Below are 24,099 nucleotides of genomic sequence, written 5' to 3' on the forward strand. Positions count from 1 at the left end.
ATGCTGCCCGCCCGATCCTTGCTGCGAAATGCCACCGATGGCGCGATAGATCGGGTGATCCTGTCCTATGACGAACGTTTCCTGCGCCGCAAACGCCTGACCTGCGTCAGTGGCGACAGCTTCATGGTTGATCTGGCCGAAACGATTTCGGTGGAAGATGGCGATGCCTTTCTGCTTGACGATGGCCGCAAGGTCGCCGTGGTTGCGGCCGAGGAACCCGTGGTGCGGGTGACGGGCAATCTGGCCCGTCTCGCATGGCATATTGGCAACCGCCACACACCCTGTCAGGTGATGGGCGACCATCTGGTGATCCGCCGTGATCCGGTGATTGAAGCAATGCTAAAGGGCCTCGGTGCAACCCTCACCCTGCACATCGCCGCCTTCCGCCCCGAAGGTGGTGCCTATGGTCATGGCCGCACGATGGGCCATGATCACGGCCCCGCTGGTCATTTCGCACTGAACTTCGGGGCCGCGCATGGCTGATGCAACCGACCGCCTCCGCCTTGTGCAGTGGCTTTCCCCCGCCTTCCCGATCGGGGCATTCGCCTATTCCCAAGGGCTTGAGGTCGCCATCACCGACGGCGACATCAAAACCGCCGCCGATCTGGAAGCGTGGATCGCCGCTATCTTGCGCCACGGCTCGGGCCGGATTGACGCGATCATGCTCGCCCATGCCCGCAAACCGGTTGCCGATCTGGCAGGGCTGACCGATCTGATTCTCGCCCTCGCCCCCAGCGCCGAGCGTGTCACCGAGCTGCAAGAACAAGGCCGCGCCTTCGCCCTCGCCATCAGCGCCATCACAGTCACCAATCACCCCGCCCGACCCTACCCCATCGCCGTGGGTGCCGCGACCGCCGCGCTCAACGTCAGCACCACCGAAGTCCTCACCCTCTGGCTGCAAGGCTTGGCCGCCCAACTCACCTCCGCCGCCGTGCGCTTTGTGCCGCTGGGTCAGACCGACGGCCAAAAAGTGCTGGCCCGCCTCGCGCCCCGCATCATCGCCCTCGCCACCGAATATGTCAAAGCGCCGCTGTCGGCGCTGCATTCCAGCGCCCTCCGCGCCGATATCGCGGCAATGCGCCACGAAACTTTACCTGTTAGGATCTTCCGCACATGAGCAACCCAAACGGTCCTCTCCGTGTCGGCATCGGCGGCCCGGTGGGCGCGGGCAAAACCACGCTGACCGAACATCTCTGCCGCGCCCTCGCCAAGCGCTGCTCGATGGCCGCGATCACCAATGACATTTATACCCGCGAAGACGCCGATTACCTGACCCGCGCCCAAGTCCTTCCCGCTGCCCGCATCCGCGGGGTTGAGACCGGCGGCTGCCCACATACCGCGATCCGCGAGGATGCCAGCATCAATCTCGCCGCCATCGCAGATCTGCGCCAGAATTTCCCCGACCTTGACCTGATCCTGATCGAGAGCGGCGGGGATAACCTTGCCGCCACCTTCTCGCCGGAACTCGCCGACATCACCATCTACGTCATCGACACCGCCGCAGGCCAAGACATTCCGCGCAAACGTGGTCCCGGCCTCACCCGCTCTGACCTGCTGGTGGTCAACAAAACCGACCTCGCGCCTTACGTTGGCGTCGATCTGGCGCTGCTGGAATCCGACACCAAAACCGCCCGCGCCCATCGCCCCTATGTGCTGGCGCAGTTGCGCAATGGCATGGGCATCGACGATGTGGTGGCCTTTCTGGAACGCGAAGGCGGCTTGATCCTAACCTGACCGCCAAATTGCTCTTTTCGAAATACTCAAACGCCAACCTTACCGCCAGCACACCCCCAGCAGACCTAGCGCCCCGGCACCATCCGCGTCAGCACACCATCCATCGCCTCATCCCAAGCAGCCAGTGCCCCGCGCGCCTCCAGCACCCCCACCAACTGTTCCGTAATCCCACCCTTGGTCGTGACCCCCACCGCGATCTCATCCAAACCCGCCTCGGCCTGCAACAACACCTCGGCATTGCCCCGAAAGGTCTCAGCCACCAAGGCCCGCGCCGTCACCGCATCCAACCCCTGCCGTTCATACCAGCGCACCAGATGCCGCAACAGGAAGATCGACGCGCCGGACATTGCGCCAAACACCGCCGCTGTCTCAAACGCTTGCGGGTCGGCAAAGCGGTGCACTGGGCCAAGCAGCGCCAAAAACGCCTCCCAGTCCGCATCGCCGGGATAGAGCAACGACGGTCCCGACGAAAACGCATTGGCAAACCCCGGCATCATTGCACAGAACGCCTCAGCCGGGGCCACCGCTGCCGTCAGATCGGCCAAAGACGCCCCCGCCATCGCCGAACATACCGACTGTCCGTCGCGAAACTGCAAAGCCTCCAGCACCACAAGCCCGGTCGCCGCAGGCAGACAGACCAGCACCATCTCGCACTGATCGACCACAGCCTGATTGCTTTCCGCCACGCTGCACCGATACGTCTCCGCCAGCCGCGCCGCCTTGTCACCCGAGCGCGGGCTGAGCACAAACTCCACGCCCCCAGACTGCGCCCTGTTCGCCCCACGCACCAGATATTCCGCCAGATGCCCAATGCCTAAGATGCCGATCTTCATGGCATTTCTTCCAACACCTGCGCCATCGCCGCACTGGTGGCCGAAATATCCGCCTCGGTATGCACCACCGACGACAGCGAATGCAGCGTCGCCGAGGGGTTCATATAGATGCCCTTATCCATTAGCCGCAGCGCAAAATCCCTAAACTTCGCCCGATCCACATGGCCACAGAAATCACGGTAATCCGTCACCGCCTCCAGATCGGTGAAGAAGATCTGGAACATCGAATTCACCCCCTGCACCACGATCTTGTGCCGGTTCGAATGTTTGGCGACCTTGCGCACCTCATCCGCCATCGCTTTGCCCAAATTCTTGATGCGGCGAAATCCCGACTGATCATCCGCCAGCATGGTCTGCAACATCACCTTGGTGACATGCAGCGCCAACCGCCCGGCGTTATGGGTGCCAAAATGCAGCACTTTTCCCCATTCGAGGCCCGCCATCACTTCCGCCCGCCCGCCGATCATCGCCATTGGCAAACCGCCCCCCAAGGCCTTGCCATAGGTGACGATATCGGGCGTCAGCCCGTAGAGTTCCGCACACCCCCCGGCCGCCAGGCGAAACCCCGTCACCGTCTCATCCAGGTAAAACAGCGCGCCATGCTGCTGGCACAGCTCCTGCATCCGCATGAGGTATCCCGGTTTCGGCGGGATCACCCCCATATTCGACATGACACCTTCGGTGACAACGCAGGCCGTCTGAGCCCCGTGCAAAGCCATCGCCCGCTCCAGCGCTTCCACGTCATTCCAGCGCACCACAATGGTGTCCGCCTGCGCCTCGGGCGGTATCCCCGAGCTGTCACAAATCCGGATCGGATCATTCGGATGCCCCAATGCCGCCAAAGGCATCGGGTTGGTATTGAGCAAGACGTTATCCGCCCAGCCGTGATAATGCCCCTCAAACTTGATAATCTTGCGCCGCCCGGTATGGCCGCGCGCCAACCGAAACGCCGCCATGCAGGCTTCCGTCCCGGTATTGGCAAAGCGCACCTTATCGACATGCGGCAGCATCCCGACAAGGATCTCCGCCACCTCAACCTCAACCTCCAACGCGGTGGCGAAATGACTGCCGCGCAGGATCTCGCGGCTGACAACCTCGACAATCGCCGGATGCGCATGGCCCAAAGGCAACGCGCCAAATGCCATCATCCAATCAATATATTCCCGCCCATCGACGTCATAAAGCCGCGCCCCCGCGCCGTGGCTCATATAGCGCGGCGCCCCGCCAAAGGTCGCAGGCCCGCGTGAGGCCGAAGACACCCCCTCGACCAGCACCTTCATCCCACGTTCAAACAATGTCTGCGATGTATTGGCCATCTGCGATCCTCCCGAAACTGCCAAACTATCGCGCGCAATCTCCACGGCGCGCAACACCAGCACCGACACGCATCGGCGCATTTTTGCCAATGCATTTTGCCTCATCTGCAAGCCCGGTTTGCTTGCCCCTTTCACATTGCCCAAATATCCCGGGGTCCAACCGCTTTGGCGCGCAAATGCGGTTTGGGCAGCGCCCCGGGGCATCAACAGGCGCAATCGTTAAAAATCCGTTAAAACACCCACCCCAAGCCACTGTTATAAAACAACAATAAAAGGTCCCGAGTTGGGACCCGTTATGGCATCACCTCAAACCGATCCACATCGACCATGCCATGATCGGTGATTTTAAGATGCGGGATCACTGGCAGGCACAGGAAAGCCAGCTGCAAGAACGGCTCCTCCAGCGTCACCCCCAACGATACCGCCGCCGCCCGCAGGGCCACTAAATCCGCCCGCACAGCCTCGAACGAATTCAAACTCATCAACCCCGCCACAGGCAGCGCCAATTCCGCCAGAACCCGCCCCGCCTCCACCACCACAAACCCGCCCTCAATCTCGCCCAGGCGTTTCACCGCCAGCGCCATATCATCGTAATCCGCCCCCACCACCGCGATATTGTGGTGATCGTGGCAGACCGTCGAGCCAATCGCGCCGCGCTTTAACCCGAACCCCTTCACGAACCCAGTGGCCTTGTTCCCATTCGCCCCGTGCCGCTCTATCACCGCGATCTTCACCAGATCGCGGGCAATATCAGGCCGCTTGTCGCCATCCTGGGGGGCGATATCAAAGGTCAGATGCTCGGTGATGATCTTGCCCGGCAAAATCCCGATCACCGGCGTTTCCACCCGATTACCGCCGGTGCGGAAGTGATGCGCTTCAATCAACGGTGCCTTCACTGAATGGCGCGCCACCTCGGGGATCAGATCCCGCGCGGCAAAGGCCGCGTCGGTGATTTCAACGCCGCCCGTAAACACCCGCGCCACGCAGCAGCTTTCCAGACTGTCGATCACCGCAATATCCGCGCGTTTTCCCGGAGCGATCAAACCGCGATCCTTCAGCCCGAACGCCTCTGCCGCCGACAGGCTCGCCGCCCGATACACCGCCAAAGGTGGTGCCCCCAAAGCAATCGCAGTGCGGATGATGTAATCCAGATGGCCATGCTCGCCGATATCCAAAGGGTTGCGGTCATCGGTGCAAAAGCACAGATACGGCGCATGGCGCTCGGTCAAAAGCCCCACCAACGCGTGCAGATCCTTCGACACCGAGCCTTCCCGGATCAGCACCCGCATCCCCTTGCGCAGCTTTTCCAGCCCCTCGTCATAAGACGTCGCCTCGTGTTCCGTCCTGATCCCTGCCGCGATATAGCCGTTCAGGTCGAGGCCTGACAGCAAAGGCGCGTGGCCATCGATGTGGCGGCCTTGGAACGCCTCTAGCTTGGCCATGCAGCCGGGGTCTTTGAACAAAACGCCGGGGTAGTTCATGAATTCCGCCAACCCAATCACCCTCGGGTGATCCATCAGCGGCAGCAGATCAGCAGCGTCCAACCGCGCGCCCGTCGTCTCCATATGGGTCGAAGGCACGCAGGACGACAGGTTGACGCGGATATCGATCAGGGTGCGGGAGGAAGCTTCAAGGAAGTAATTGATCCCGATCAACCCACAGACATTGGCGATTTCGTGCGGGTCACAAATGGCGGTGGTGACGCCGTGTGGACTTACGCAGCGGTCGAATTCAAACGGCGTCACCAGCGAGGATTCGATGTGCAGATGCGTGTCGATGAAGCCCGGCACCAAGATTTGACCCGAAACATCAATCTCGACCTTGCCCGAATAGTCACCGAACACCCCGACGATGCAATCACCGCAGATCGCCACGTCAGAGGCCACCAATGCGCCGCTGATCAGATCATAGACGCGGCCACCTTTCAGCACGATATCGGCGGGCACCACCCCGCGGCCCTGATCAATTCGGTCGGACAATGCTGCTTTTGGCATGGTAATCTCCTTTTGAATAGGGAAGCTTATGCCAGAGACTTCGTCCAGTGCGGAATTGCTGGAATGTCCTTCATGCCGAGGTTGCCATGCAAGACCCCACTCATCCCGCAGGCCATCCTCCCGCCCGCCCGTTGCGCGGCATTGGCCTGAAACTCGGCTCGGTGGTGGTGTTCATTGTGATGGCCTCGCTGATCAAGGTGACATCCCAGCATGTGCCGCCGGGGCAGACGGTGTTTTTTCGCTCGTTCTTTGCGATCCCGGTCATCGTGATCTGGCTGGCAATGCGGCAAGAACTCGCCACTGGGTTTCGCGCCCATAATCTGTTCGGGCATTTCTGGCGCGGGTTGATGGGGACGATGGCGATGGGCCTCGGCTTTGCCGGGCTGGCCTATCTGCCGCTGCCCGAGGTCACCGCGATTGGCTATGCCTCGCCGCTGCTGGTTGTGGTGTTCGCCGCGATGTTTCTGGGCGAGGATGTGCGGCTGTTCCGCATCGCCTCGGTCGCTTTGGGGCTGGCCGGGGTGATGGTGGTGTTGTCGCCGCGCTTGACCATCGTGTCGGGTGATACGGCCTCCACGCGAGAGGCGTTTGGCGCGATGCTGGTGCTGTGTGGGGCGTTTTGCGCGGCCTTGGCGCAGGTGTTCGTGCGCAAACTGGTGCATAATGAGAAGACCGCCGCAATTGTGTTCTACTTCTCGCTGACCTCGACTTTGCTGTCGCTGACCACGCTGCCGTTTGGCTGGGTGGTGCCGACGCCGCTGGAAACCGCGCTGCTGGTGTCTTGCGGGCTGTTGGGCGGGGTCGGTCAGATTTTGCTGACCTCCAGCTACCGTGAGGCCGATGCGTCTTTGGTCGCACCGTTCGATTATGCCTCGATGCTGTTCGCGCTGCTGATCGGCTATTTCGCGTTTGACGAGGTGCCAACGCAGACCATGCTGATCGGCGCGGGGCTGGTGATTACGGCAGGCATCCTGATCATTTGGCGCGAGCGCAAGTTGGGGTTGGAGCGTGCCAAGGGTCGTAAAGCGATGACGCCGCAGGGCTAGCGCCACGATTTTCGCGGTGAAAATCGTCTGGTTAGCCCCAGTGTATCACCACGTCGGCGGGGCGGCTGTTTTGCGTCACCCGGCGGATGTTGGGCAAATCATTGTTGTCGATCCAAGCCCGCGCCTCGGCGGGCGTTTTGCCATAATGCGCCCAGCGGGCTTGCAGGCGGCGGTCGAGTTCTGCTTCCGACACGTCAATCCACACGGTCAGATCGAACAAAGGGGCGGCTTGGGGCCAAGGCGCCTCGTTCAGCAACAGGTAGTTGCCTTCGACCACCAGCAGGCGATCCGCAGCAGTCACAATATCAGCCCCGGCGCGGGAAATCTCCAGATCGCGGTCAAACAGCGGGATGGCGATTTCATCCTCGACCCGCAACCGACGCAAAAGGTGGAAGAAACCTTGCGCGTCGAAGGTATCGGGCGCGCCTTTGCGATCCCGCGCACCGCGCGCGATCAACACCGCGTCATCGTAGTGAAAGCCATCCATTGGTACGGCCTTTGCACCCTGACCCAAGGCGCTTACCAATTCCGCCGCCAAGGTGGATTTGCCCGCCCCCGGAGGGCCAGCAAGGGCGGTCAAAAACCGCCCTTGGCCTTGGGCGCGTCCCCGGATGATCTCCGCAAGTTCTGCCGGCGTCATGCCTGTTCCACAACACCTTCGGGCAGTTTCGCCCCGGTCATAAAGGCCACCGCGTCGGACATCGAATAGTCCTTCGGGTTGATCTCACACAACCGCCGCCCCAAACGGTGGATGTGGATGCGGTCGGCGACCTCGAACACATGCGGCATGTTGTGGCTGATCAGGATGATCGGGATGCCACGCGCCCGCACGTCGCGGATCAGCTCCAGCACCCGGCGGCTTTCTTTGACGCCCAAGGCTGCGGTCGGCTCATCCAAGATCACAACCTTAGAGCCAAACGCCGCCGCGCGTGCCACGGCCACGCCCTGACGCTGACCACCGGACAGCGTTTCCACCGCCTGATGGATGTTCTGAATCGTCATCAGGCCGAGTTCTGACAGCTTGTCACGGGCGAACTGCTCCATCCGTGGACGGTCCATCTGGCGCAAAACCGATCCCATGAAACCCGGCTTACGCCATTCGCGCCCCAGAAACATGTTGTCGGCAATCGACAACGCCGGTGACATCGCAAGGTTCTGGTACACCGTCTCAATGCCCTCGGCCCGCGCATCTTCTGGGCCTCGGAAATGCACAGGGCGGCCGTCCAACTCAATCGTGCCGTGGTCAGGGGTCACAGCCCCCGACAGCGCCTTGATGAGGGTAGATTTACCAGCCCCGTTGTCGCCGATCACCGCGACAATCTCGCCCGCGTTCAGATCGAAATCAGCGCCGTTCATGGCGACAACCGTGCCATAACGTTTCATCAATCCGCGTGCGCGCAGAATAGGAATTACAGCGGTCATTGCGAAGCCCTCCGCAGCCATTGATCCAAAGCAACGGCGATGATCACCAGGCACCCTGCCGCGAACATCTGCCAGTAGTCATCGACGCCCGCCAGCGACAGGCCCGTGTTGAACACGCCGACGATAAACGCCCCCAGCACCGATCCGATGATCGACCCGCGCCCGCCGAACAGCGAGGTGCCGCCAATCACCACGGCGGTGATCGAGCCTAGGTTCACCGTGTCAAACGCAATCGGTGATACCGAGCCCACCCGGCCAATCGCGATCCATGCCGCAAAGCCACAGATCAGACCTGCCACGGCATAGACCGAAATCAGCGTGTTGCTGACCTTGATGCCGGACAGCATCGCCGCATCCGGGTCGTCACCAATCGCATGCACATGCCGGCCCCAAGAGGTCTGGTTCAGCACATACCACAGCACAGCTGCCAGCAGGATCAAGGTGATACCGCCGAAGGAAATCGACGCACCGCCCATGTTAAAGCCCTTGCCGAACCACAGCAAAGCCGGGGCTTTGGCATCTATATCGACGTTACGGATCGATTCCGACTGCGAATACCACAACTTCAGCGCGTTGAAGATCGACAGCGTGCCCAAGGTAACAATGAACGGCGGCAGTTTGACCTTGGCAACCAGTACCCCGTTGATGAACCCCATCAGCCCGCCAAAGAACAACCCGATCAAGATCGCCAGCCCCACCGGCAAGCCGGTGACCACTGCCAGATTGCCCATGATCAAGGAGCTGACCACAAGGATCGCGCCAACCGACAGATCAATCCCCGCCGTCAGGATCACCAGTGTCTGTGCCAATGCGACAAAACCCGTGACGGTGACTTGTTTCAGCACCGTCGACAAAGCCCCAATACCCAAAAAGCGCGGCGCGATGATGCTGAAACAGATCACCGAGATCAGCAGCACAAGCGCCGGGATCATCGTGGGGTAGTTGCGCAGATAGCCGCGCAACACGGGTATGAAAGACTTATCGTCCCGCTCAAAGGCCGCGACAGCCGTATCGGCTTTGGTCAGCGTCGCCTCAAAGTCGGAAATGGTTTTGGTTGGTGCTGGTTCTGTGCTCATCGCTTCGGCTTCCCCTCCGGTGATGATCTCCGAAACCCATAGCGTCAGGTTTCGCTTAAAAAGAAGGGCGACTGTAAAGCCGCCCTTCTGTTAATCAAGCCACTTGATCAAGCGGCCTTGGGCTTAGCCCCAGCAGAGCTCGGTGCCTTTGGTGCTGTCAATCGACTCGACACCAGCGGCGGGCTTGTCGGTGACAAGATTGACGCCAGTGTTGAAGAAGGTCAGCCCATCGGTTGCCGACGGTTTGGTGCCGTCTTTGGCGAACGCCGCGATGGCTTCCACGCCCTTGGACGCCATCAGCAGCGGGTATTGCTGCGAGGTGGCACCGATCACGCCGGATTTGACCGAAGCCACGCCGGGGCAGCCGCCGTCAACCGAAACGATGATCGCTTGGCCTTCTTTGCCTGCGTTTTTCAGCGCCTGGTAAGCGCCTTCAGCTGCCGGTTCGTTGATGGTGTAGACCACGTTGATATCCGGGTCTTTTGCCAGCAGGGTTTCCATCGCGCGCAGACCGCCCTCGGGGTTTGCATCCGACGATTCATGGCCGATGACGCGCGGATCGGTCTCAGACCCCATCACGCTCAGATCCGGCACTTCGATGCCAAAGCCTTTCAGGAAGCCGGTGTCGCGCTGCACATCAACCGAGATGTTGTCTTTGTTGATGTCGAGCATCGCGATCTTGGCCTTCGAGGTGTCGCCCATCGTGGCGGCAGCCCACTGACCGATCAGCAGGCCAGCCTGGAAGTTGTCGGTCGCGAAGGTCATGTCCTGTGCTTCGGCATCAGCCAAAGCGGTGTCGAGCGCGATCACCAGAATGCCAGCGGCGCGCGCGTCTTTCAGGGCTGGGCCAACCGAGTCGTTCGACGGGGTGATCAAGATGCCCTTTGCGCCAGCCGCGACACAGTTTTCAATCGCGGTGATCTGCGGGGCCGCGTCGCCGTCTTTCTCACCGGCATAGGCCTGGAAATCCATGCCCGCCGCTTTGGCCGCAGCCTCAGCGCCCTCTTTCATCTTCACGAAGAACGGGTTGGTGTTGTTTTTGGTGATCAGGCAAGCCAGATCAGCCGCCGAAGCAGAGCCCGCCATCAGCGCAATAGCAGCAGCACCCAGCAGAGCTTTGGTGGTGAATTTCATTGGTCGTCCTCCCAAGGATTTCGGGGTTTATTCCCCTGTCGAAAGTCTTTCGCCACAGCTCTCCTGCCCGGCGATGCCGATACATCGCCTGATTCCCTCCCTTGCGTCAAGATAAATAAATCAGAGTGATTTATTATTGACAGCACCGCCGTCAAGCCGCAGTCTGCCGTCCAATGCGGGCGAAAACAGCCTGTGGAATCGTCGATTTTCCTCGGGGGGAGGCTGTTATTCATGCTGATCGGAATCTCGCCTTTGCTGGGGCCAGACCTGCTGCACGCGCTGCGGGCGATGGGGCATGGCGATGAGATCGCCTTGGTCGATGGCAATTATCCCGCCGCCGAACACGCCCGCCGCCTGATCCGCGCCGATGGTATCCTGCTGATGCCGATGCTGCGCGCTATCCTGAAAATCCTGCCCGTGGAAGCCGCCTTTCGCGCCAGCCTGCACAACGATCCTGCCCAGCGCGGGGTCATCCATCACGGCGTGGATGATTTGTGCCATACCTGCGGCCAGCATTTCGCCCTGACCCCACTTGGCGGAGATCAGCTTTACCCGCGCATCAAAGCGGCCTATGCCGTTGTTGCGACGTCAGAATCCGAACTTTTCGCCAATGTCATCTTGCGCAAGGCAGCCCTGCCTGCCTTTGCCACACAATAGGTCGCCATATGCCCTTGGGCGCTGAACTCCTTCCAGAGCGACCAAGCGACGACCTCGGGTTGCGCGGCTCGAACCAATCGGGGATGCGCGACCACAATGAACGGTTGGTGCTGTCATTGGTGCGCCAACAGGGTGGGCTTGCGAAATCTGACATTGCCCGCAAGACCGGGCTTTCGGCGCAGACGGTATCCGTGATCATGCGTGCGCTGGAACAAGACGGGCTGTTGTTGCGTGGCGAACCCCAGCGCGGTCGCATTGGCCAGCCGTCGGTGCCGATGTATCTGAACCCCGAAGGCGCGTTCTTTCTGGGGCTGAAAATCGGGCGCCGCTCGGCGGATCTGACGCTGGTGGATTTCATGGGCCGGGTGCGGGCGACCAAGCGGCAAGTTTACCGCTACCCATCGCCCAGCGCCGTTGTGGCCTTTGTTGCGGCGAGCATGCACGAGGTTATAGCCATGCTTACCCCAGCCGAGCGCCCGCGCATCAGCGGCATGGGTGTGGCGATGCCGTTTCAGCTGTGGTCATGGGTGCAACTGATCGGCGCGCCGAAGGCGGATATGGAGGCATGGCGGCACGCCGATATTCAGGCCGAACTTGCCGCCGTGACCGGATTGCCGGTCTATGTGCAAAACGATGCAACCTCGGCCTGCGGGGCGGAACTGGTGTTCGGCACCGGCGAGAAGCCAAAGGATTTCCTGTATTTCTACTTCGGTTATTTCGTTGGCGGCGGGCTGGTGCTGAATGGCCAGTTGTTTCTGGGCCGCTCGGGCAATGCCGCAGGCGTCGGCCCGATGCCGGTGCCGGGACGCGACGGCAAGATGGACCGTTTGATTTCAGCGGCCTCAATGTCCACCCTTGCGGCAGCAATGGAGGCGGCGGGCGAATCCTCTGACCATTTGTTTGAACAGCATGCGCATTGGACTGTCTCGCCACAGATCCTGTCCGATTGGATGGATCAGGCCGCCTATGGTCTGGCTTGGGCCGCGCTGAGCGCCGCCTCGCTGTTGGAGATTGAGGCGGTGATGATCGACGGCTGGATGCCCAACGAGATTCGCGCCGAAATCACCCGCCGCACCCATGCGGCTTTGCACGCGCTGGACCTTGACGGCATCGATCCGCCCGTGATCCGCGAAGGCAGTCTTGGCGCGCAGGCCCGTGCCTTGGGGGCCGCCGCGATCCCGCTGTCGCAGCGCTATTTGATCGACCAGAACGCGGCGGGGCGTGAGGGTTAAGCCGCCCTTGCGTGATTTGAAGATTGGCTCAAATGGCCCGGCTCTGCGGAAGGATTGCCAACACAGGCAGCCGAAAGTCATTTTGTTTGATCTGATCCGCACTTGTCCAAGCCGTGAAAATCCTTCCCCGCGGGGAATCACTTGTGTTTTCAGCGTGATATCACTGCATTTTCCACAACATGTTGTGGTGCGGCGTCATGACCTGCGGTTTGCCCTGCACGGGTCAGACCGGAGCGGCGTAAAATTCCGGGTCTGACGGACCTAAGACAGGGTTCGCCCCGCCCATCGCCCGCTTTGTCCCAGTTTGACCTTGATCCACCTGCGAAAGTCCTTATCTTTGAAGCAGATAGGCTTGGCCGCCTAGAATGGTCATGCCAACGACACAAATATCCCATGGGGAAGGCTGGATTTGCGCTTCGCAGATCAGGCCGTGCGGGTGTAAAACCCCAATCTTCGTAGTCCAGCAAACTGCGGTTTGCCATCCAACGCCGGAAGGGCAAACTTATGTCGCTTGCCTTGATCGCAGCCTTGCCCTTTCTTGGGGCTCTCACGCCCGCCCTTACGCAACGATTTGGCCGCAGCATTGCGACGGTGACGATCGCCGTGTTCACCGCCACGGCGCTGGCGCTGATCTTGCAGCATTTACCTGCGATCATGGCGGGGCAGGCCGTCACCACCCAGATCGCTTGGCTGCCCAGCCTTGGCCTGAACGCCAATTTCCGGCTGGACGGGTTGTCGCTGTTGTTTTCGTTGCTGATCCTTGGCATCGGGTTGTTGATCCAAGCCTATGCCTGCTTTTACCTTGATGCATCCGAGCCCTACGCCCGCTTCCTGACCTATCTGATGCTGTTCCAAGGCGCGATGCTGGGCATCGTGCTGTCCGACAACATCCTGCTTTTGCTGGTGTTCTGGGAGCTGACCTCGCTTTCGTCGTTCCTGTTGATCGGATTCTGGAGCCACCTGCCGCAAGCCCGCCAAGGTGCCCGGATGGCGCTTGCCACCACTGGTGCGGGCGGTCTTGCGATGATCGCAGGGCTGATGATCCTTGGCCATATCGTCGGCAGCTATGACCTTTCAGCGATCCTAAGCCAGAAAGCCGCGATTCAAGCCAGCCCGCTGTATCTGCCCGCCCTGATCTTGATCCTGCTCGGCGCCTTCACCAAATCCGCGCAATTTCCGTTCCATTTCTGGCTGCCACACGCGATGGCCGCCCCCACCCCGGTTTCGGCCTATCTGCATTCGGCCACGATGGTGAAAGCCGGGTTGTTCCTGATGGCCCGGCTGTGGCCTGTGCTGTCCGGCACCCCGGAATGGTTCTGGATCGTCACCGGCGCGGGGCTGATCACCATGGCCTTCGCCGCCAAGGTTGCGCTGTTCAAGGACGACTTAAAGGCCATCCTGGCCTATTCGACCGTCAGCCACCTGGGCTTGATCACCTTCCTGCTGGGCCTTGGCACCAAAACCGCCGCCACCGCCGCGATCTTCCACATCATCTGCCACGCTACATTCAAAGCCGCTTTGTTCATGCTGGCGGGCATCGTCGACCACGCCACCCATATCCGCGACATCCGCGCTTTGGGTGGGTTGCGCCGTGCCATGCCGATCAGCTTTGGCCTTGCGACCATCGCGACGCTGGCAATGGCTGGAATTCCGCCGCTGAACGGCTTTTTGTCGAAAGAGATGATGCTGGAAGAGGCCGCGCATACTGCCCCGTGGATCATCCCGGCACTGGCCACAATCGCCGCCCTTTTGTCGGTTGCCTATGCGCTGCGCTTCCTGACTTACACTTTCCTCGGCCCCACCCCCGCCTATGCCCACGCCCCCCACGACCCCACCCCCGGCCTGTGGCTGCCCCCCGCAATCCTCGTTGTGCTTGTGGTGGCCACGGGCCTTGCCCCAATGCCGCTTACTGCTTGGCTGGTCGATGTGGCCACCGCTGCCACCACAGGCGCGCCGATCCACGCCAACATCGCGCTTTGGCACGGGCTGGACCCCCCCGCGCTGTGGATGTCGCTTGCGGTGATCGGCGGAGCCATCGTCACCCTCGGCCTCTACCCCGCGCTGCGCCGGATCTGGGATGCGACGCCAAAACCGCAGGCCAAAGCGATCTTCGATGCAAGCCTTACCGGGCTGACACAAACCGCCGCCACCTTGATCGAAAAGCTGCACAACGGCAGCCTGTCGCGCGCCTTCAGCCTTGCGCTGCTGACCATCCTGACGCTTGGCTTTTACGCCTACCACTCTGCTGAAAGCCTGCCCGGCACCCGCGCCCTTACCCCAATCGCGCTTGCCCCTGCCGTGGGGGTTGCGTTGCTGATCACCGCCGCCATTGCCGCCACCACCCTGCACCGCAAACGCCTGCTGGCGCTGCTGCTGGTGGGCATCGTGGGCCTGATCCTGTCGGCGGGTTTCGCGTATCTCTCGGCCCCCGACCTTGCGTTGACCCAGATCGCGGTTGAGGTCGTCACCATCGCCCTGATGTTGCTGGCGCTGAATTTCTTGCCCAAAACCACCCCGCGCAAGACCGCGGCCTTGCGCAAAGCCCGCGACGCCGCCCTCGCCGTCACCACAGGGGTGGCCACCGCCGCCCTCGCCTATGCGCTGATGATGCGCGAAGCGATCTTCCCGCCGATCTCTGCCTTCCACCTTGCGCAATCGGTGCCGGGCGCGGGCGGGCATAACGCCGTCAACACCATCATCGTCGATTTCCGGGGGTATGACACTTATGGCGAGATCATTGTCCTCGGCATCGCCGCCCTGTTGATCTTCGCTTTGACCGAAAACCTGCTTGGCACGAAATGGGCCACCCGCCCGCACCAAACCGCAGGTGATGCCGGCGATCCGCACCCGATCCTGCTGCAAACCGCCACAAGGCTGATCCTGCCGATGGCGATGCTGGTCGGCTGCTATCTGTTCCTGCGGGGCCACAACCAACCTGGCGGCGGCTTTGTCGCAGGGCTGGTCTTCGCCATCGGATTTGTTCTGCAATATATCGCCTCTGGCCAAGACTGGACCGCCGCCCGCCGCCGCATCCCGTATCACGCGATGATCGGCGCGGGCGTGTTGGTGGCCAGCGCCACCGGAGTTGGGTCGTTCCTGGCCGGACGCCCGTTCCTGACCTCGAACTACACCCACATCCAGTTGCCACCGTTGCAGGATTTCGAACTTGCCACCGCAGCCCTGTTCGACCTTGGCGTGTTCCTTTGCGTGTTGGGCGCGGTGATGCTGGCTTTGGATGCCCTCGCCCGGCTTGCAAAACCGCAGGAGGGCCGCTGATGGAGATCCTGATTGCCAGCGCCATCGGCACCCTGACCACCTGCGGCATCTACCTGATGCTGCGCGCCCGCACCTTTCCGGTGATCTTGGGCCTGTCGCTGCTGTCCTATGCGGTCAATCTGTTCTTGTTCATCTCGGGCCGGATCAAACTGAATGCCCCACCGATCATCGGCAGTGGTGCTTATACCGATCCGCTGCCGCAAGCCTTGGTGCTGACCGCCATCGTGATTTCCTTCGGGATGACGGCGGTGCTGGTGATCATGGCACTGGGGGCTTACCTGACCGCAGGCCACGACCGGATCGACCTTTATGCTGACAAGGAGAAGGCCATCAAAGCCAGTGCGCGGATCAGGGGACATGAAAGCGACTCGCGGGCAGAGGATCAGCCATGAGCCCGTTGCTGATTCTGCCGATCATCCTGCCCGCCGTCCTCGCAGGCGGCATCATCCTCTTCGCCAGCAACGCCCTGAACCTGCAACGCGCCATATCTGTGCTTGGCACACTCGCCCTGCTGGGCCTTGCCATCAGCCTGAGCCAAGCCCCAACCCAAGCCTATTTCCTAGGGAATTGGCCCGCCCCCTTTGGCATTGCGCTGGTGCTTGATGGGTTGTCAGCCCTGATGCTGCTGCTGACCGCCAGCCTTGCGCTGATCATCCTGATCCACACGATCCGCACCGGATGGGACGCATGTGGCCGCCACTTCCACGCGCTTTATCTGTTCCAACTGATGGGCCTGAACGGTGCCTTCCTGACCGGCGACGCCTTCAACCTGTTCGTGTTCTTTGAGGTGCTACTGATCGCCTCTTACGGGTTGATGGTGCATGGCAGCGGAGAGGCCCGCATCCGCGCGGGCGTGCAATATGTAGCGTTCAACCTGCTGGGCTCGACGCTGTTTTTGTTCGCGCTGGCTGTGATCTACAGCACCACGGGCACGCTTAACATGGCCGACCTTGCGCAGAAACTGCCGCAGATCGCGGCCAATGACACCGGCTTGATCCGCGTGGCCGCCGTACTGTTGATGTTGGTCTTTGCGGTCAAAGCCGCGCTTGTGCCCCTGCAATTCTGGCTGCCCGGCACCTATGCCAATGCCCCCGGCCCAGTCGCCGCCCTGTTCGCGGTGATGACCAAAGTCGGTGCCTATGCCCTGATCCGCTTTGGCACCTTGGTGTTCCCCACCGACCTGCCCGCCACCACCACCCTGCTGGCAGGCCTGCTCTACCCCGCCGCCCTTGCCACCATTGCCATCGGAGCCTTAGGCACCCTCGCCACCCGGACCCTGCCGCGCCAGATCGCCTTCGCTGCCATCGGTTCGATGGGCACCCTGTTGTTGACAGTGTCGGCCTTCACCCCGCAAGCCACCGCCGCCGCGCTTTACTACACGGTCCACTCCACCTTTGCTGCCGCAGCGCTGTTCTTGATCGCCGACGTATGCCGCACACGCCGAGACGGCCTGACCGCCGCGCTTTACATGGCCGCCGCGATTGCCATGGCCGGGATGCCGCCGCTTTCGGGGTTTGTCGGTAAGCTGCTGGTCCTCGACGCCTTGCGCGACGACGCAATCGCATGGACCGCCATTCTGCTGGCCTCCCTGCTGACCATGATCGGCTTCGCACGACAAGGCTCTGACCTGTTCTGGAAATCCCCCAGCGCTGAGGCCCCCGCGCAAAGCAAAGCCGCCATTTTGCTTTGCCTTACAGCCCTTGCAGCCCTGACAATCGCCGCAGGCCCGATCACCGACCAACTTACCCTGACCGCCGAAGCCCTACACCAACCTGCCGCCTATATCGCCGCCAACCACCTTGGGGGCCCCAAATGAGCCGCCTGTTCCCCCACCCGATGCTTTCCGCCACCCTGTGCCTCGCGTGGTTGCTGCTCGCGGGCAGCATCGCGCTGAACTCGCTGCTGATGGCCGCCTGCCTTGCCACACTCATCCCGCTTGCCACCCAAGCCTACTGGCCCAGCCGCCCGAAAATCCGCCACCCTTTGCGGCTGATCAGCTACATCGCCCTCGTCCTTTACGACGTGATCCTCGCCAACATCCAAGTCGCCCGCATCATCCTGTTCATGCCTGCCGACCAGATCAAATCGGCATGGATCACCGTGCCCGTCGATCTGCCTTGCCCCGAGGCCATTGCCCTTCTGGCAGGCACCATCACCCTGACCCCGGGCACGCTGACCGCCGAATTTTCCGCCGATAACAAGGCGCTGCTGATCCACGCCCTGCACGCGCCTGACCCCGACGCCACCCGCGCCGAGATCAAATCCCGCTATGAGACCCGGTTGCAAAGGATTTTCCGCTGATGCTGACCTATGCGCTTCCCTTCGCCATCACCTGCTTTGCGCTTGCGCTGATCCTGAACCTGATCCGCCTCGCCACCGCGCCCTCTATGCCAGACCGCATCCTGACGGTGGACACCATGGTGATCAACGTCATCGCCCTGATCGTGCTTTATGGCGTACAAACCCACGCCACCGTTGTGTTCGACGCCGCCCTGCTGCTGGCAATGACCGGTTTCATCTCGACCATCGCCTTTTGTAAATTCCTATTGCGTGGAGGCATTATCGAATGAGCCTTGCCGTTGAGATCCTGATCTCGGCGCTGCTGATCATCGGCGGCAGTTTCGGCCTGATCGGCAGCTTTGGCCTGCTGAAACTGCGCGAGCCGATGCAACGCCTGCATGCCCCCACCAAGGCCACCACGGTCGGCGTCGGCGCAAGCCTGATCGCCGCCGCCCTCACCCTGCTGTGGCAAACTGGCTCCGCAAGCTGGCAAGGCGTGATGGTCGCGGCCTTCCTGTTCCTCACCGCGCCGCTGTCTGGCCTGATGCTGGCCAAAGCCCACCGCCACCTCTCCCGCCCCGACCTGCCGCCGACGGGCACCAAAGCCCCGTGGGCGGGCGAGACTCCGCCCAAGCCTTAACCCGCCCCGAATTTAACCTATCGGTCAAATCTTGCTGAAACCGTGCAACAGCCCCCTTGCCACCCCGGCCTTGCCCGCGCACTCTGTGCACAACCCTTAAGGTGAGGCTCTGATGCAAACCCTGACCGAAACCAAAACCCAACTGCCGACGCTGACCCACACCCGCAATCCCGGCATGGCGCTGGATCTGGATTGGGTGGCGGGCGTGCAAGCCAACACTTCCGCCATCGAGCGCCGCGCGGGCACCATCGGCGGCAGACGTTCGGTTAAAAAAGAGTTTCAAGCCGCGTGGCTCTTGAAAGCCATCAGCCTGATCGACCTCACCACCCTGTCGGGCGACGACACCGAAGGCCGCGTCAAACGCCTCTGCGCCAAGGCCCGCCAACCCGTCGCGCCATGGATGCTGGATAAGCTCGGCCTGCAAGGCCTGACCACCGGGGCGGTCTGCGTCTATCACGAGATGGTCGAAACCGCCGTGCGCGCCTTGGAAGGCACCAATATCCCGGTCGCCGCCGTCTCCACAGGCTTCCCCGCTGGCCTCTCCCCCTACCATCTGCGCATCGCCGAAATCGGCGAAAGCATCCGCGCGGGCGCGAAAGAAATCGACATCGTGATCTCACGCCGCCATGTGCTGACCGGAAACTGGCAGGCGCTTTACGATGAGATGCGCGAGATGCGCGCCGCCTGTGGCGAGGCGCATGTCAAAGCCATCCTCGCCACCGGAGAACTCGCCACCCTGCGCAACGTCGCCCGCGCCAGCCTTGTCTGCATGATGGCCGGGGCCGATTTCATCAAAACCTCCACCGGCAAGGAAGCCGTCAACGCCACCTTGCCCGTCAGCTTGACGATGATCCGCTGCATCCGCGATTACCAAGACCGCACCGGCATCAAGGTCGGCTACAAACCCGCAGGCGGCATTGCCAAGGCCAAAGACGCGCTGCTGTATCTGGCGCTGATGAAAGACGAACTCGGCCACCCGTGGCTGCAACCCGACCTGTTCCGCTTCGGCGCCTCGTCGTTGCTCGGCGACATCGAACGCCAACTCGAACACCACCTGACCGGCCAATACTCCGCCTCCAACCGCCACGCGATGGGGTAACCTGATGCGCTCCCTAGCCATTTCATCTTGGCAAAAATACTCCCGCCGGAGGCGCACGCCCGCCCCAACCGCTCCCGCCCAAAGCCTGCCGCCCCGCCAAAGGACAACGCCATGACCAACCCCACCGTCCGCGAGATTTTCGACAGCATGGCATATGGCCCCGCCCCTGAAAGCAATGCCGAGGGGCTGGCTTGGCTGGCCAAACACAAGACCTTCGGCCACTGGATCGACGGTGGGTTCACCAAGCCCGGCGAGACGTTTCAGACAAAGAACCCCGCCACCGCCAAACCACTGGCCCTTGTCACCCAAGGCAGCTCTGCTGACGTGGATGCGGCGGTCAAGGCCGCCCGCCATGCGCAGCCGAAATGGGCGAAGCTGCCCGGCCATGCCCGTGCAAAAGTCCTCTACGCCCTCGCACGGCTGGTGCAGAAACACGCCCGTCTGCTCGCCGTGCTGGAAACCATGGACAATGGCAAACCGATCCGCGAATCGCGCGACATCGACATCCCCCTCGTCGCCCGGCATTTCTACTACCACGCGGGCCTTGCGCAGCTGATCGATGCCGAACTCCCCGGCCAACAGGCCTTGGGCGTCTGCGGCGCGGTGATCCCGTGGAACTTCCCGCTGCTGATGCTGGCATGGAAAGTTGCCCCGGCGCTGGCCGCAGGCAACACGGTCGTGTTGAAACCCGCCGAATACACCCCGCTGACCGCTTTGCTGTTCGCCGAACTCAGCCGTGAAGCTGGCCTGCCGAAAGGTGTCTTGAACATCGTCACCGGAGACGGCGACACTGGCGCGGCCCTCGTCAACCACCCCGATGTGAACAAGATCGCCTTCACCGGATCGACCGCCGTGGGCCGCAAAATCCGCGAGGCCACCGCAGGCTCTGGCAAGGCCCTGACGCTGGAATTGGGCGGAAAATCCCCCTACATCGTCTTCGATGACGCCGATATCGACTCAGCCATCGAAGGACTCGTCGATGCGATCTGGTTCAACCAAGGCCAAGTCTGCTGCGCCGGATCGCGCCTGCTGATCCAAGAGGGCATCGCCGAGCGCTTCTACGAAAAGCTGAAACGCCGGATGGACGGGTTGCGCTTGGGCGATCCGCTCGACAAATGCATCGACGTTGGTGCCATCGTCGACCCCGTGCAACTTGCCACGATCAAGGGTCTGGTGGACACCAACAAAGACGGCGAAACCTACCACGCCGCCTGCGCTGTGCCCGAGGGTTGCTTCTACCCGCCGACCCTGATCACCGGGCTGTCCGCCGCGTCCACGCTGATGCAGGAAGAAATCTTCGGCCCGGTTCTGGTCGCCATGACTTTCCGCACCCCGTCTGAGGCGGTCGATCTTGCCAACAACACCAAATACGGCCTTGCCGCGACGATCTGGTCGGAAAACATCAACCTCGCGCTCGACGTGGCCCCAAAAATCAAGGCCGGCGTGGTTTGGGTCAACGCCACCAACCTGTTCGACGCCGCGGCCGGTTTCGGCGGCGTGCGCGAAAGCGGCTTTGGCCGTGAGGGCGGATGGGAGGGCTTGATGGCCTATCTCAAACCCATCCGTGCAACCAAACCGCTCAGCCCAGTAAAATCCTTCGAGCCCCCCGCCGTCATCGAAGCCTCCAGCATCGACCGCACCGCCAAACTTTACATCGCAGGCAAACAAGCCCGCCCCGATGGCGGCTATTCACAACCGATCTGGTCGCCGAAAGGCAAGCTTTTGGGCCACGCAGGCTTGGGCAACCGCAAAGACATCCGCAACGCCGTTGAGGCCGCCCATGCCGCGAAATCTTGGGCCAAAACCACCGCCCACGCCCGCGCGCAGATCCTGTTCTACATCGCCGAAAACCTCTCCGCCCGTGCGACCGAGTTCGCGGGCCGCCTGCGCGATCTGACCGGGCGCTCTGGCGAGGCCGAAGTCGATGCCTGCATCGCCCGCCTGTTCAGCTATGCCGCTTGGGCCGATAAATTTGACGGCGCGGTGAAATCCGTCCCCCTGCGCGGCGTCGCGCTTGCGATGAATGAACCCTGCGGTGTGATCGGCGCGCTCTGCCCCGACGATACGCCGCTGCTCGGCCTGATTTCCCTGATGGCCCCCGCCATCGCGATGGGCAACACCTGCATCCTTGTGCCGTCCGAGCCGTTCCCGCTGGCCGCCACCGACTTTTACCAAGTGCTTGACACCTCTGATCTGCCCGCAGGCGTCGTCAACATTGTCACCGGGAACCACACCGAACTCGCCAAACCCCTCGCAGGCCACCGCGACATTGACGCGGTGTGGAGCTTTTCGTCCACCAACCTCTCCATCCTGATCGAGAAAGAATCCGCCGGAAACATCAAGCGCACTTGGGTCAATAATGGCCAATCCCGCGACTGGATCACCGAAGGCGAAGGCCGCACTTTCCTGCGCGCCGCCACCGAAGTGAAAACCATTTGGGTGCCCTACGGCGAATGATTGCAGCCGAACTCGGGTCTAAACCCGCCAGATTCGGCCCAAATTGTTCACATGGCGGGAAAAATTCCCCCTGATCAGGTGCTAAAACCTGTGGCATAATCCCCATGCCATGCGCCATCGCAGGCATCCAATCACGCCGAAGGGGCGGAACCAGACAAGGGACACCAAAATGATCAATGAATTTAAAGCCTTCATCATGAAGGGCAATGTGATGGACCTCGCCGTGGGTATCATCATCGGGGCTGCCTTCACCGCCATCGTCAGCAGCCTTGTCGGCGATCTGATCAACCCGGTGATCGGCCTGATCTTGGGCGGCGTGAACTTCTCGGACATGTTCATCGACCTCTCGGGCACAAACCCGGCAACCATGGCCGCAGCCAAAGAATCTGGCGCTGCGGTCTTCGCTTACGGTGCATTCATCACCGCGCTGATCAACTTCCTGATCATCGCATTCGTGGTGTTCATGCTGGTGAAAGCGATGAACAAAATCATGCCGAAAAAAGCGGAAGCGCCCGCTGCCCCCGCTGGCCCGACCGAACTGGACGTGCTGCAACAGATTCTGGCTGCTGTTAAGAAGTAAGCCGATCCCAGGTTTGGATCACAAAGGCTCCCATCACTCCGAGGGTCTTTTCTATGCGTCCAAACCGATAGAGCAAACCCGGCAGCGCGTTTGCGGCGGGCTCGATGCCCGCCGCAAACGCACCTGTTTTCAGATTGCCAAAGCCTCTGCCCCGGTGATCACCGGCAAGCCCAATGCCGCCCCGACCGCCGCGTAAGTCAACTTGCCCGCATGCACGTTCAACCCGGCCAGCAGGTGCTTGTCTTCGGCACAAGCCCGCTTCCAGCCTTTGTTCGCCAACGCCAGCAGGAACGGCATCGTCGCATTGCCCAAAGCCAGCGTCGAGGTCCGCGCCACAGCGCCCGGCATATTCGCCACGCAGTAATGCATGATGCCATCGACCTCGTAGATTGGGTCTTGATGGGTCGTGGCGCGCGAGGTCTCGAAACACCCGCCCTGATCAATCGCCACATCCACCAAGGCCGCCCCCGGCTTCAACTCGGCCAGTTGCGCGCGCGAAATCAGCTTCGGAGCAGCCGCACCGGGGATCAAAACCGCGCCGATGATCAGATCGGCTTGCCGCGCCAGTTCAATCGTCGTCGCCGCATCGGCGTAGCCGCATTTGAACTGCCCGCCGAACACATCATCCAGATAGCGCAAGCGATTGACCGAGCGATCCAGCACTGTCACATCCGCGCCCATCCCGGCGCTGATTTTCGCCGCATGGGTACCCACCACCCCGCCGCCAATCACCAGCACCTTGGCAGGCAACACGCCCGGAACGCCGCCCATCAACACGCCGCGTCCGCCATTGGCTTTCTGCAAGGTCCAGGCGCCAACCTGAGGCGCCAACCGCCCCGCCACTTCCGACATCGGCGCCAGCAGCGGCAAACCACCGCGATCATCCGTCACCGTCTCATAGGCAATCGCGGTGACACCGCTTGCCAGCAAATCGCGCGTCTGATCGGGGTCCGGGGCCAGATGCAGATAGGTGAACAACACCTGCCCCGCACGCAGCCGTGCCCGTTCAATCGGCTGGGGTTCTTTCACTTTCACGATCATATCAGCGGCTGCAAAGACTTCCTCTGCGGTGCCGATGATAGCCGCCCCCGCTGCGATATAATCCGCATCGGTAAAGCCAGCGCCATTGCCGGCACCGGTTTCGATCATCACGGCATGACCCGCATTCACCGCTTCGCGCGCGGCGTTCGGCGTCATGCCGACGCGAAATTCTTGCGGTTTGATTTCCTTCGGACATCCGATTTTCATAAGCTCTCTCCCTGATGGACTCTGCGTCCCTGCCCCTCAGCTTGAACCTGATCCGTTGCAAATGTTTTGAAACTT

Annotated in this window: 23 protein-coding genes; 15 read left to right on the forward strand and 8 right to left on the reverse strand. The window is 61.7% G+C overall.

Going from position 1 to position 24,099, the window contains the following annotated elements; translation table 11 throughout:
• Genes Q7V03_RS15850 through ureG form a run of 3 tightly spaced genes read left to right on the forward strand, consistent with a single transcriptional unit; the run spans position 1 to position 1,734 of the window.
• Positions 1–483: an urease accessory protein UreE gene (locus tag Q7V03_RS15850; RefSeq protein WP_304926564.1), complete on the forward strand. Its 483-nt coding sequence runs from the start codon at positions 1–3 to the stop codon at positions 481–483.
• The gene (locus tag Q7V03_RS15855) at positions 476–1,117 is read left to right on the forward strand and encodes an urease accessory protein UreF (protein WP_304926565.1); all 642 of its coding nucleotides are present in this window, start codon (positions 476–478) and stop codon (positions 1,115–1,117) included. The genes Q7V03_RS15850 and Q7V03_RS15855 overlap by 8 nt, the downstream gene beginning before the upstream one ends.
• A complete protein-coding gene (gene ureG / locus Q7V03_RS15860) occupies positions 1,114–1,734 on the forward strand; it encodes an urease accessory protein UreG (protein WP_304926566.1) in 621 nt (206 codons plus the stop codon). Before Q7V03_RS15855 ends, ureG begins: the two co-directional genes overlap by 4 nt.
• A 65-nt stretch (positions 1,735–1,799) precedes the next feature.
• On the opposite strand, the gene Q7V03_RS15865 is transcribed toward ureG, so the two are convergent.
• The 3 genes from Q7V03_RS15865 to ade all read right to left on the reverse strand — a co-directional run bounded on the left by Q7V03_RS15865 (position 1,800) and on the right by ade (position 5,877).
• The gene (locus Q7V03_RS15865; RefSeq protein WP_304926567.1) at positions 1,800–2,567 is read right to left on the reverse strand and encodes a pyrroline-5-carboxylate reductase dimerization domain-containing protein; all 768 of its coding nucleotides are present in this window, start codon (positions 2,565–2,567) and stop codon (positions 1,800–1,802) included.
• On the reverse strand, positions 2,564–3,883 hold the full coding sequence (locus Q7V03_RS15870; RefSeq protein WP_304926568.1) for an aspartate aminotransferase family protein: 1,320 nt from the start codon (positions 3,881–3,883) through the stop codon (positions 2,564–2,566). The genes Q7V03_RS15865 and Q7V03_RS15870 overlap by 4 nt, the downstream gene beginning before the upstream one ends.
• Before the next feature lie 293 nt (positions 3,884–4,176).
• Complete coding sequence (gene ade, locus Q7V03_RS15875) at positions 4,177–5,877, reverse strand: adenine deaminase (protein WP_304926569.1); 1,701 nt, start codon at positions 5,875–5,877, stop codon at positions 4,177–4,179.
• An 86-nt stretch (positions 5,878–5,963) separates the two neighbouring features.
• Between ade and Q7V03_RS15880 the strand changes: the two genes are divergently transcribed.
• Positions 5,964–6,923, forward strand: a complete 960-nt coding sequence (locus Q7V03_RS15880) for a DMT family transporter (protein WP_304926570.1) — start codon at positions 5,964–5,966, stop codon at positions 6,921–6,923.
• A 31-nt stretch (positions 6,924–6,954) separates the two neighbouring features.
• Here Q7V03_RS15880 and Q7V03_RS15885 read toward each other — a convergent pair whose 3' ends face one another.
• From Q7V03_RS15885 to Q7V03_RS15900, 4 genes are all read right to left on the reverse strand, one after another.
• The gene (locus tag Q7V03_RS15885; RefSeq protein WP_304926571.1) at positions 6,955–7,563 is read right to left on the reverse strand and encodes a nucleoside triphosphate hydrolase; all 609 of its coding nucleotides are present in this window, start codon (positions 7,561–7,563) and stop codon (positions 6,955–6,957) included.
• Complete coding sequence (locus Q7V03_RS15890; RefSeq protein WP_304926572.1) at positions 7,560–8,345, reverse strand: ATP-binding cassette domain-containing protein; 786 nt, start codon at positions 8,343–8,345, stop codon at positions 7,560–7,562. The genes Q7V03_RS15885 and Q7V03_RS15890 overlap by 4 nt, the downstream gene beginning before the upstream one ends.
• On the reverse strand, positions 8,342–9,421 hold the full coding sequence (locus Q7V03_RS15895; protein ID WP_304926573.1) for an ABC transporter permease: 1,080 nt from the start codon (positions 9,419–9,421) through the stop codon (positions 8,342–8,344). The genes Q7V03_RS15890 and Q7V03_RS15895 overlap by 4 nt, the downstream gene beginning before the upstream one ends.
• 123 nt (positions 9,422–9,544) lie before the next feature.
• Positions 9,545–10,555, reverse strand: a complete 1,011-nt coding sequence (locus Q7V03_RS15900; RefSeq protein ID WP_304926574.1) for a substrate-binding domain-containing protein — start codon at positions 10,553–10,555, stop codon at positions 9,545–9,547.
• A 231-nt stretch (positions 10,556–10,786) separates the two neighbouring features.
• Between Q7V03_RS15900 and Q7V03_RS15905 the strand changes: the two genes are divergently transcribed.
• The 11 genes from Q7V03_RS15905 to mscL all read left to right on the forward strand — a co-directional run bounded on the left by Q7V03_RS15905 (position 10,787) and on the right by mscL (position 22,776).
• On the forward strand, positions 10,787–11,212 hold the full coding sequence (locus Q7V03_RS15905) for an RbsD/FucU family protein (RefSeq protein ID WP_304926575.1): 426 nt from the start codon (positions 10,787–10,789) through the stop codon (positions 11,210–11,212).
• Positions 11,213–11,220: 8 nt separating this feature from the next.
• Positions 11,221–12,444 (forward strand): ROK family transcriptional regulator, encoded by a 1,224-nt coding sequence (locus Q7V03_RS15910; protein ID WP_304926576.1) that lies wholly within the window; start codon positions 11,221–11,223, stop codon positions 12,442–12,444.
• A 504-nt stretch (positions 12,445–12,948) separates the two neighbouring features.
• Positions 12,949–15,720 carry a monovalent cation/H+ antiporter subunit A gene (locus Q7V03_RS15915; protein ID WP_304926577.1) on the forward strand — a complete coding sequence of 924 codons (2,772 nt, stop codon included), beginning with the start codon at positions 12,949–12,951 and terminating at the stop codon, positions 15,718–15,720.
• Positions 15,720–16,112 carry a Na+/H+ antiporter subunit C gene (locus Q7V03_RS15920; protein WP_304926578.1) on the forward strand — a complete coding sequence of 131 codons (393 nt, stop codon included), beginning with the start codon at positions 15,720–15,722 and terminating at the stop codon, positions 16,110–16,112. Before Q7V03_RS15915 ends, Q7V03_RS15920 begins: the two co-directional genes overlap by 1 nt.
• Positions 16,109–17,536, forward strand: a complete 1,428-nt coding sequence (locus Q7V03_RS15925) for a monovalent cation/H+ antiporter subunit D (RefSeq protein ID WP_304926579.1) — start codon at positions 16,109–16,111, stop codon at positions 17,534–17,536. Before Q7V03_RS15920 ends, Q7V03_RS15925 begins: the two co-directional genes overlap by 4 nt.
• Positions 17,533–18,021 carry a Na+/H+ antiporter subunit E gene (locus Q7V03_RS15930; RefSeq protein WP_304926580.1) on the forward strand — a complete coding sequence of 163 codons (489 nt, stop codon included), beginning with the start codon at positions 17,533–17,535 and terminating at the stop codon, positions 18,019–18,021. Before Q7V03_RS15925 ends, Q7V03_RS15930 begins: the two co-directional genes overlap by 4 nt.
• The gene (locus Q7V03_RS15935; protein ID WP_304926581.1) at positions 18,021–18,290 is read left to right on the forward strand and encodes a K+/H+ antiporter subunit F; all 270 of its coding nucleotides are present in this window, start codon (positions 18,021–18,023) and stop codon (positions 18,288–18,290) included. The genes Q7V03_RS15930 and Q7V03_RS15935 overlap by 1 nt, the downstream gene beginning before the upstream one ends.
• Positions 18,287–18,640, forward strand: coding sequence for a monovalent cation/H(+) antiporter subunit G (locus Q7V03_RS15940; RefSeq protein WP_304926582.1), 354 nt, complete (start codon positions 18,287–18,289; stop codon positions 18,638–18,640). Before Q7V03_RS15935 ends, Q7V03_RS15940 begins: the two co-directional genes overlap by 4 nt.
• A gap of 112 nt (positions 18,641–18,752) precedes the next feature.
• Positions 18,753–19,739: a deoxyribose-phosphate aldolase gene (deoC, locus tag Q7V03_RS15945; RefSeq protein ID WP_304926583.1), complete on the forward strand. Its 987-nt coding sequence runs from the start codon at positions 18,753–18,755 to the stop codon at positions 19,737–19,739.
• A 111-nt stretch (positions 19,740–19,850) separates the two neighbouring features.
• Positions 19,851–22,196 (forward strand): aldehyde dehydrogenase family protein, encoded by a 2,346-nt coding sequence (locus Q7V03_RS15950; protein WP_304926584.1) that lies wholly within the window; start codon positions 19,851–19,853, stop codon positions 22,194–22,196.
• Between the two features lie 169 nt (positions 22,197–22,365).
• On the forward strand, positions 22,366–22,776 hold the full coding sequence (mscL, locus tag Q7V03_RS15955; protein WP_304926585.1) for a large conductance mechanosensitive channel protein MscL: 411 nt from the start codon (positions 22,366–22,368) through the stop codon (positions 22,774–22,776).
• Between the two features lie 129 nt (positions 22,777–22,905).
• Here mscL and ald read toward each other — a convergent pair whose 3' ends face one another.
• A complete protein-coding gene (ald, locus tag Q7V03_RS15960) occupies positions 22,906–24,024 on the reverse strand; it encodes an alanine dehydrogenase (protein ID WP_304926586.1) in 1,119 nt (372 codons plus the stop codon).
• Positions 24,025–24,099: the final 75 nt, after the last annotated feature.

Source organism: Cypionkella sp., from assembly GCF_030652235.1.
Lineage (GTDB): Bacteria > Pseudomonadota > Alphaproteobacteria > Rhodobacterales > Rhodobacteraceae > Cypionkella.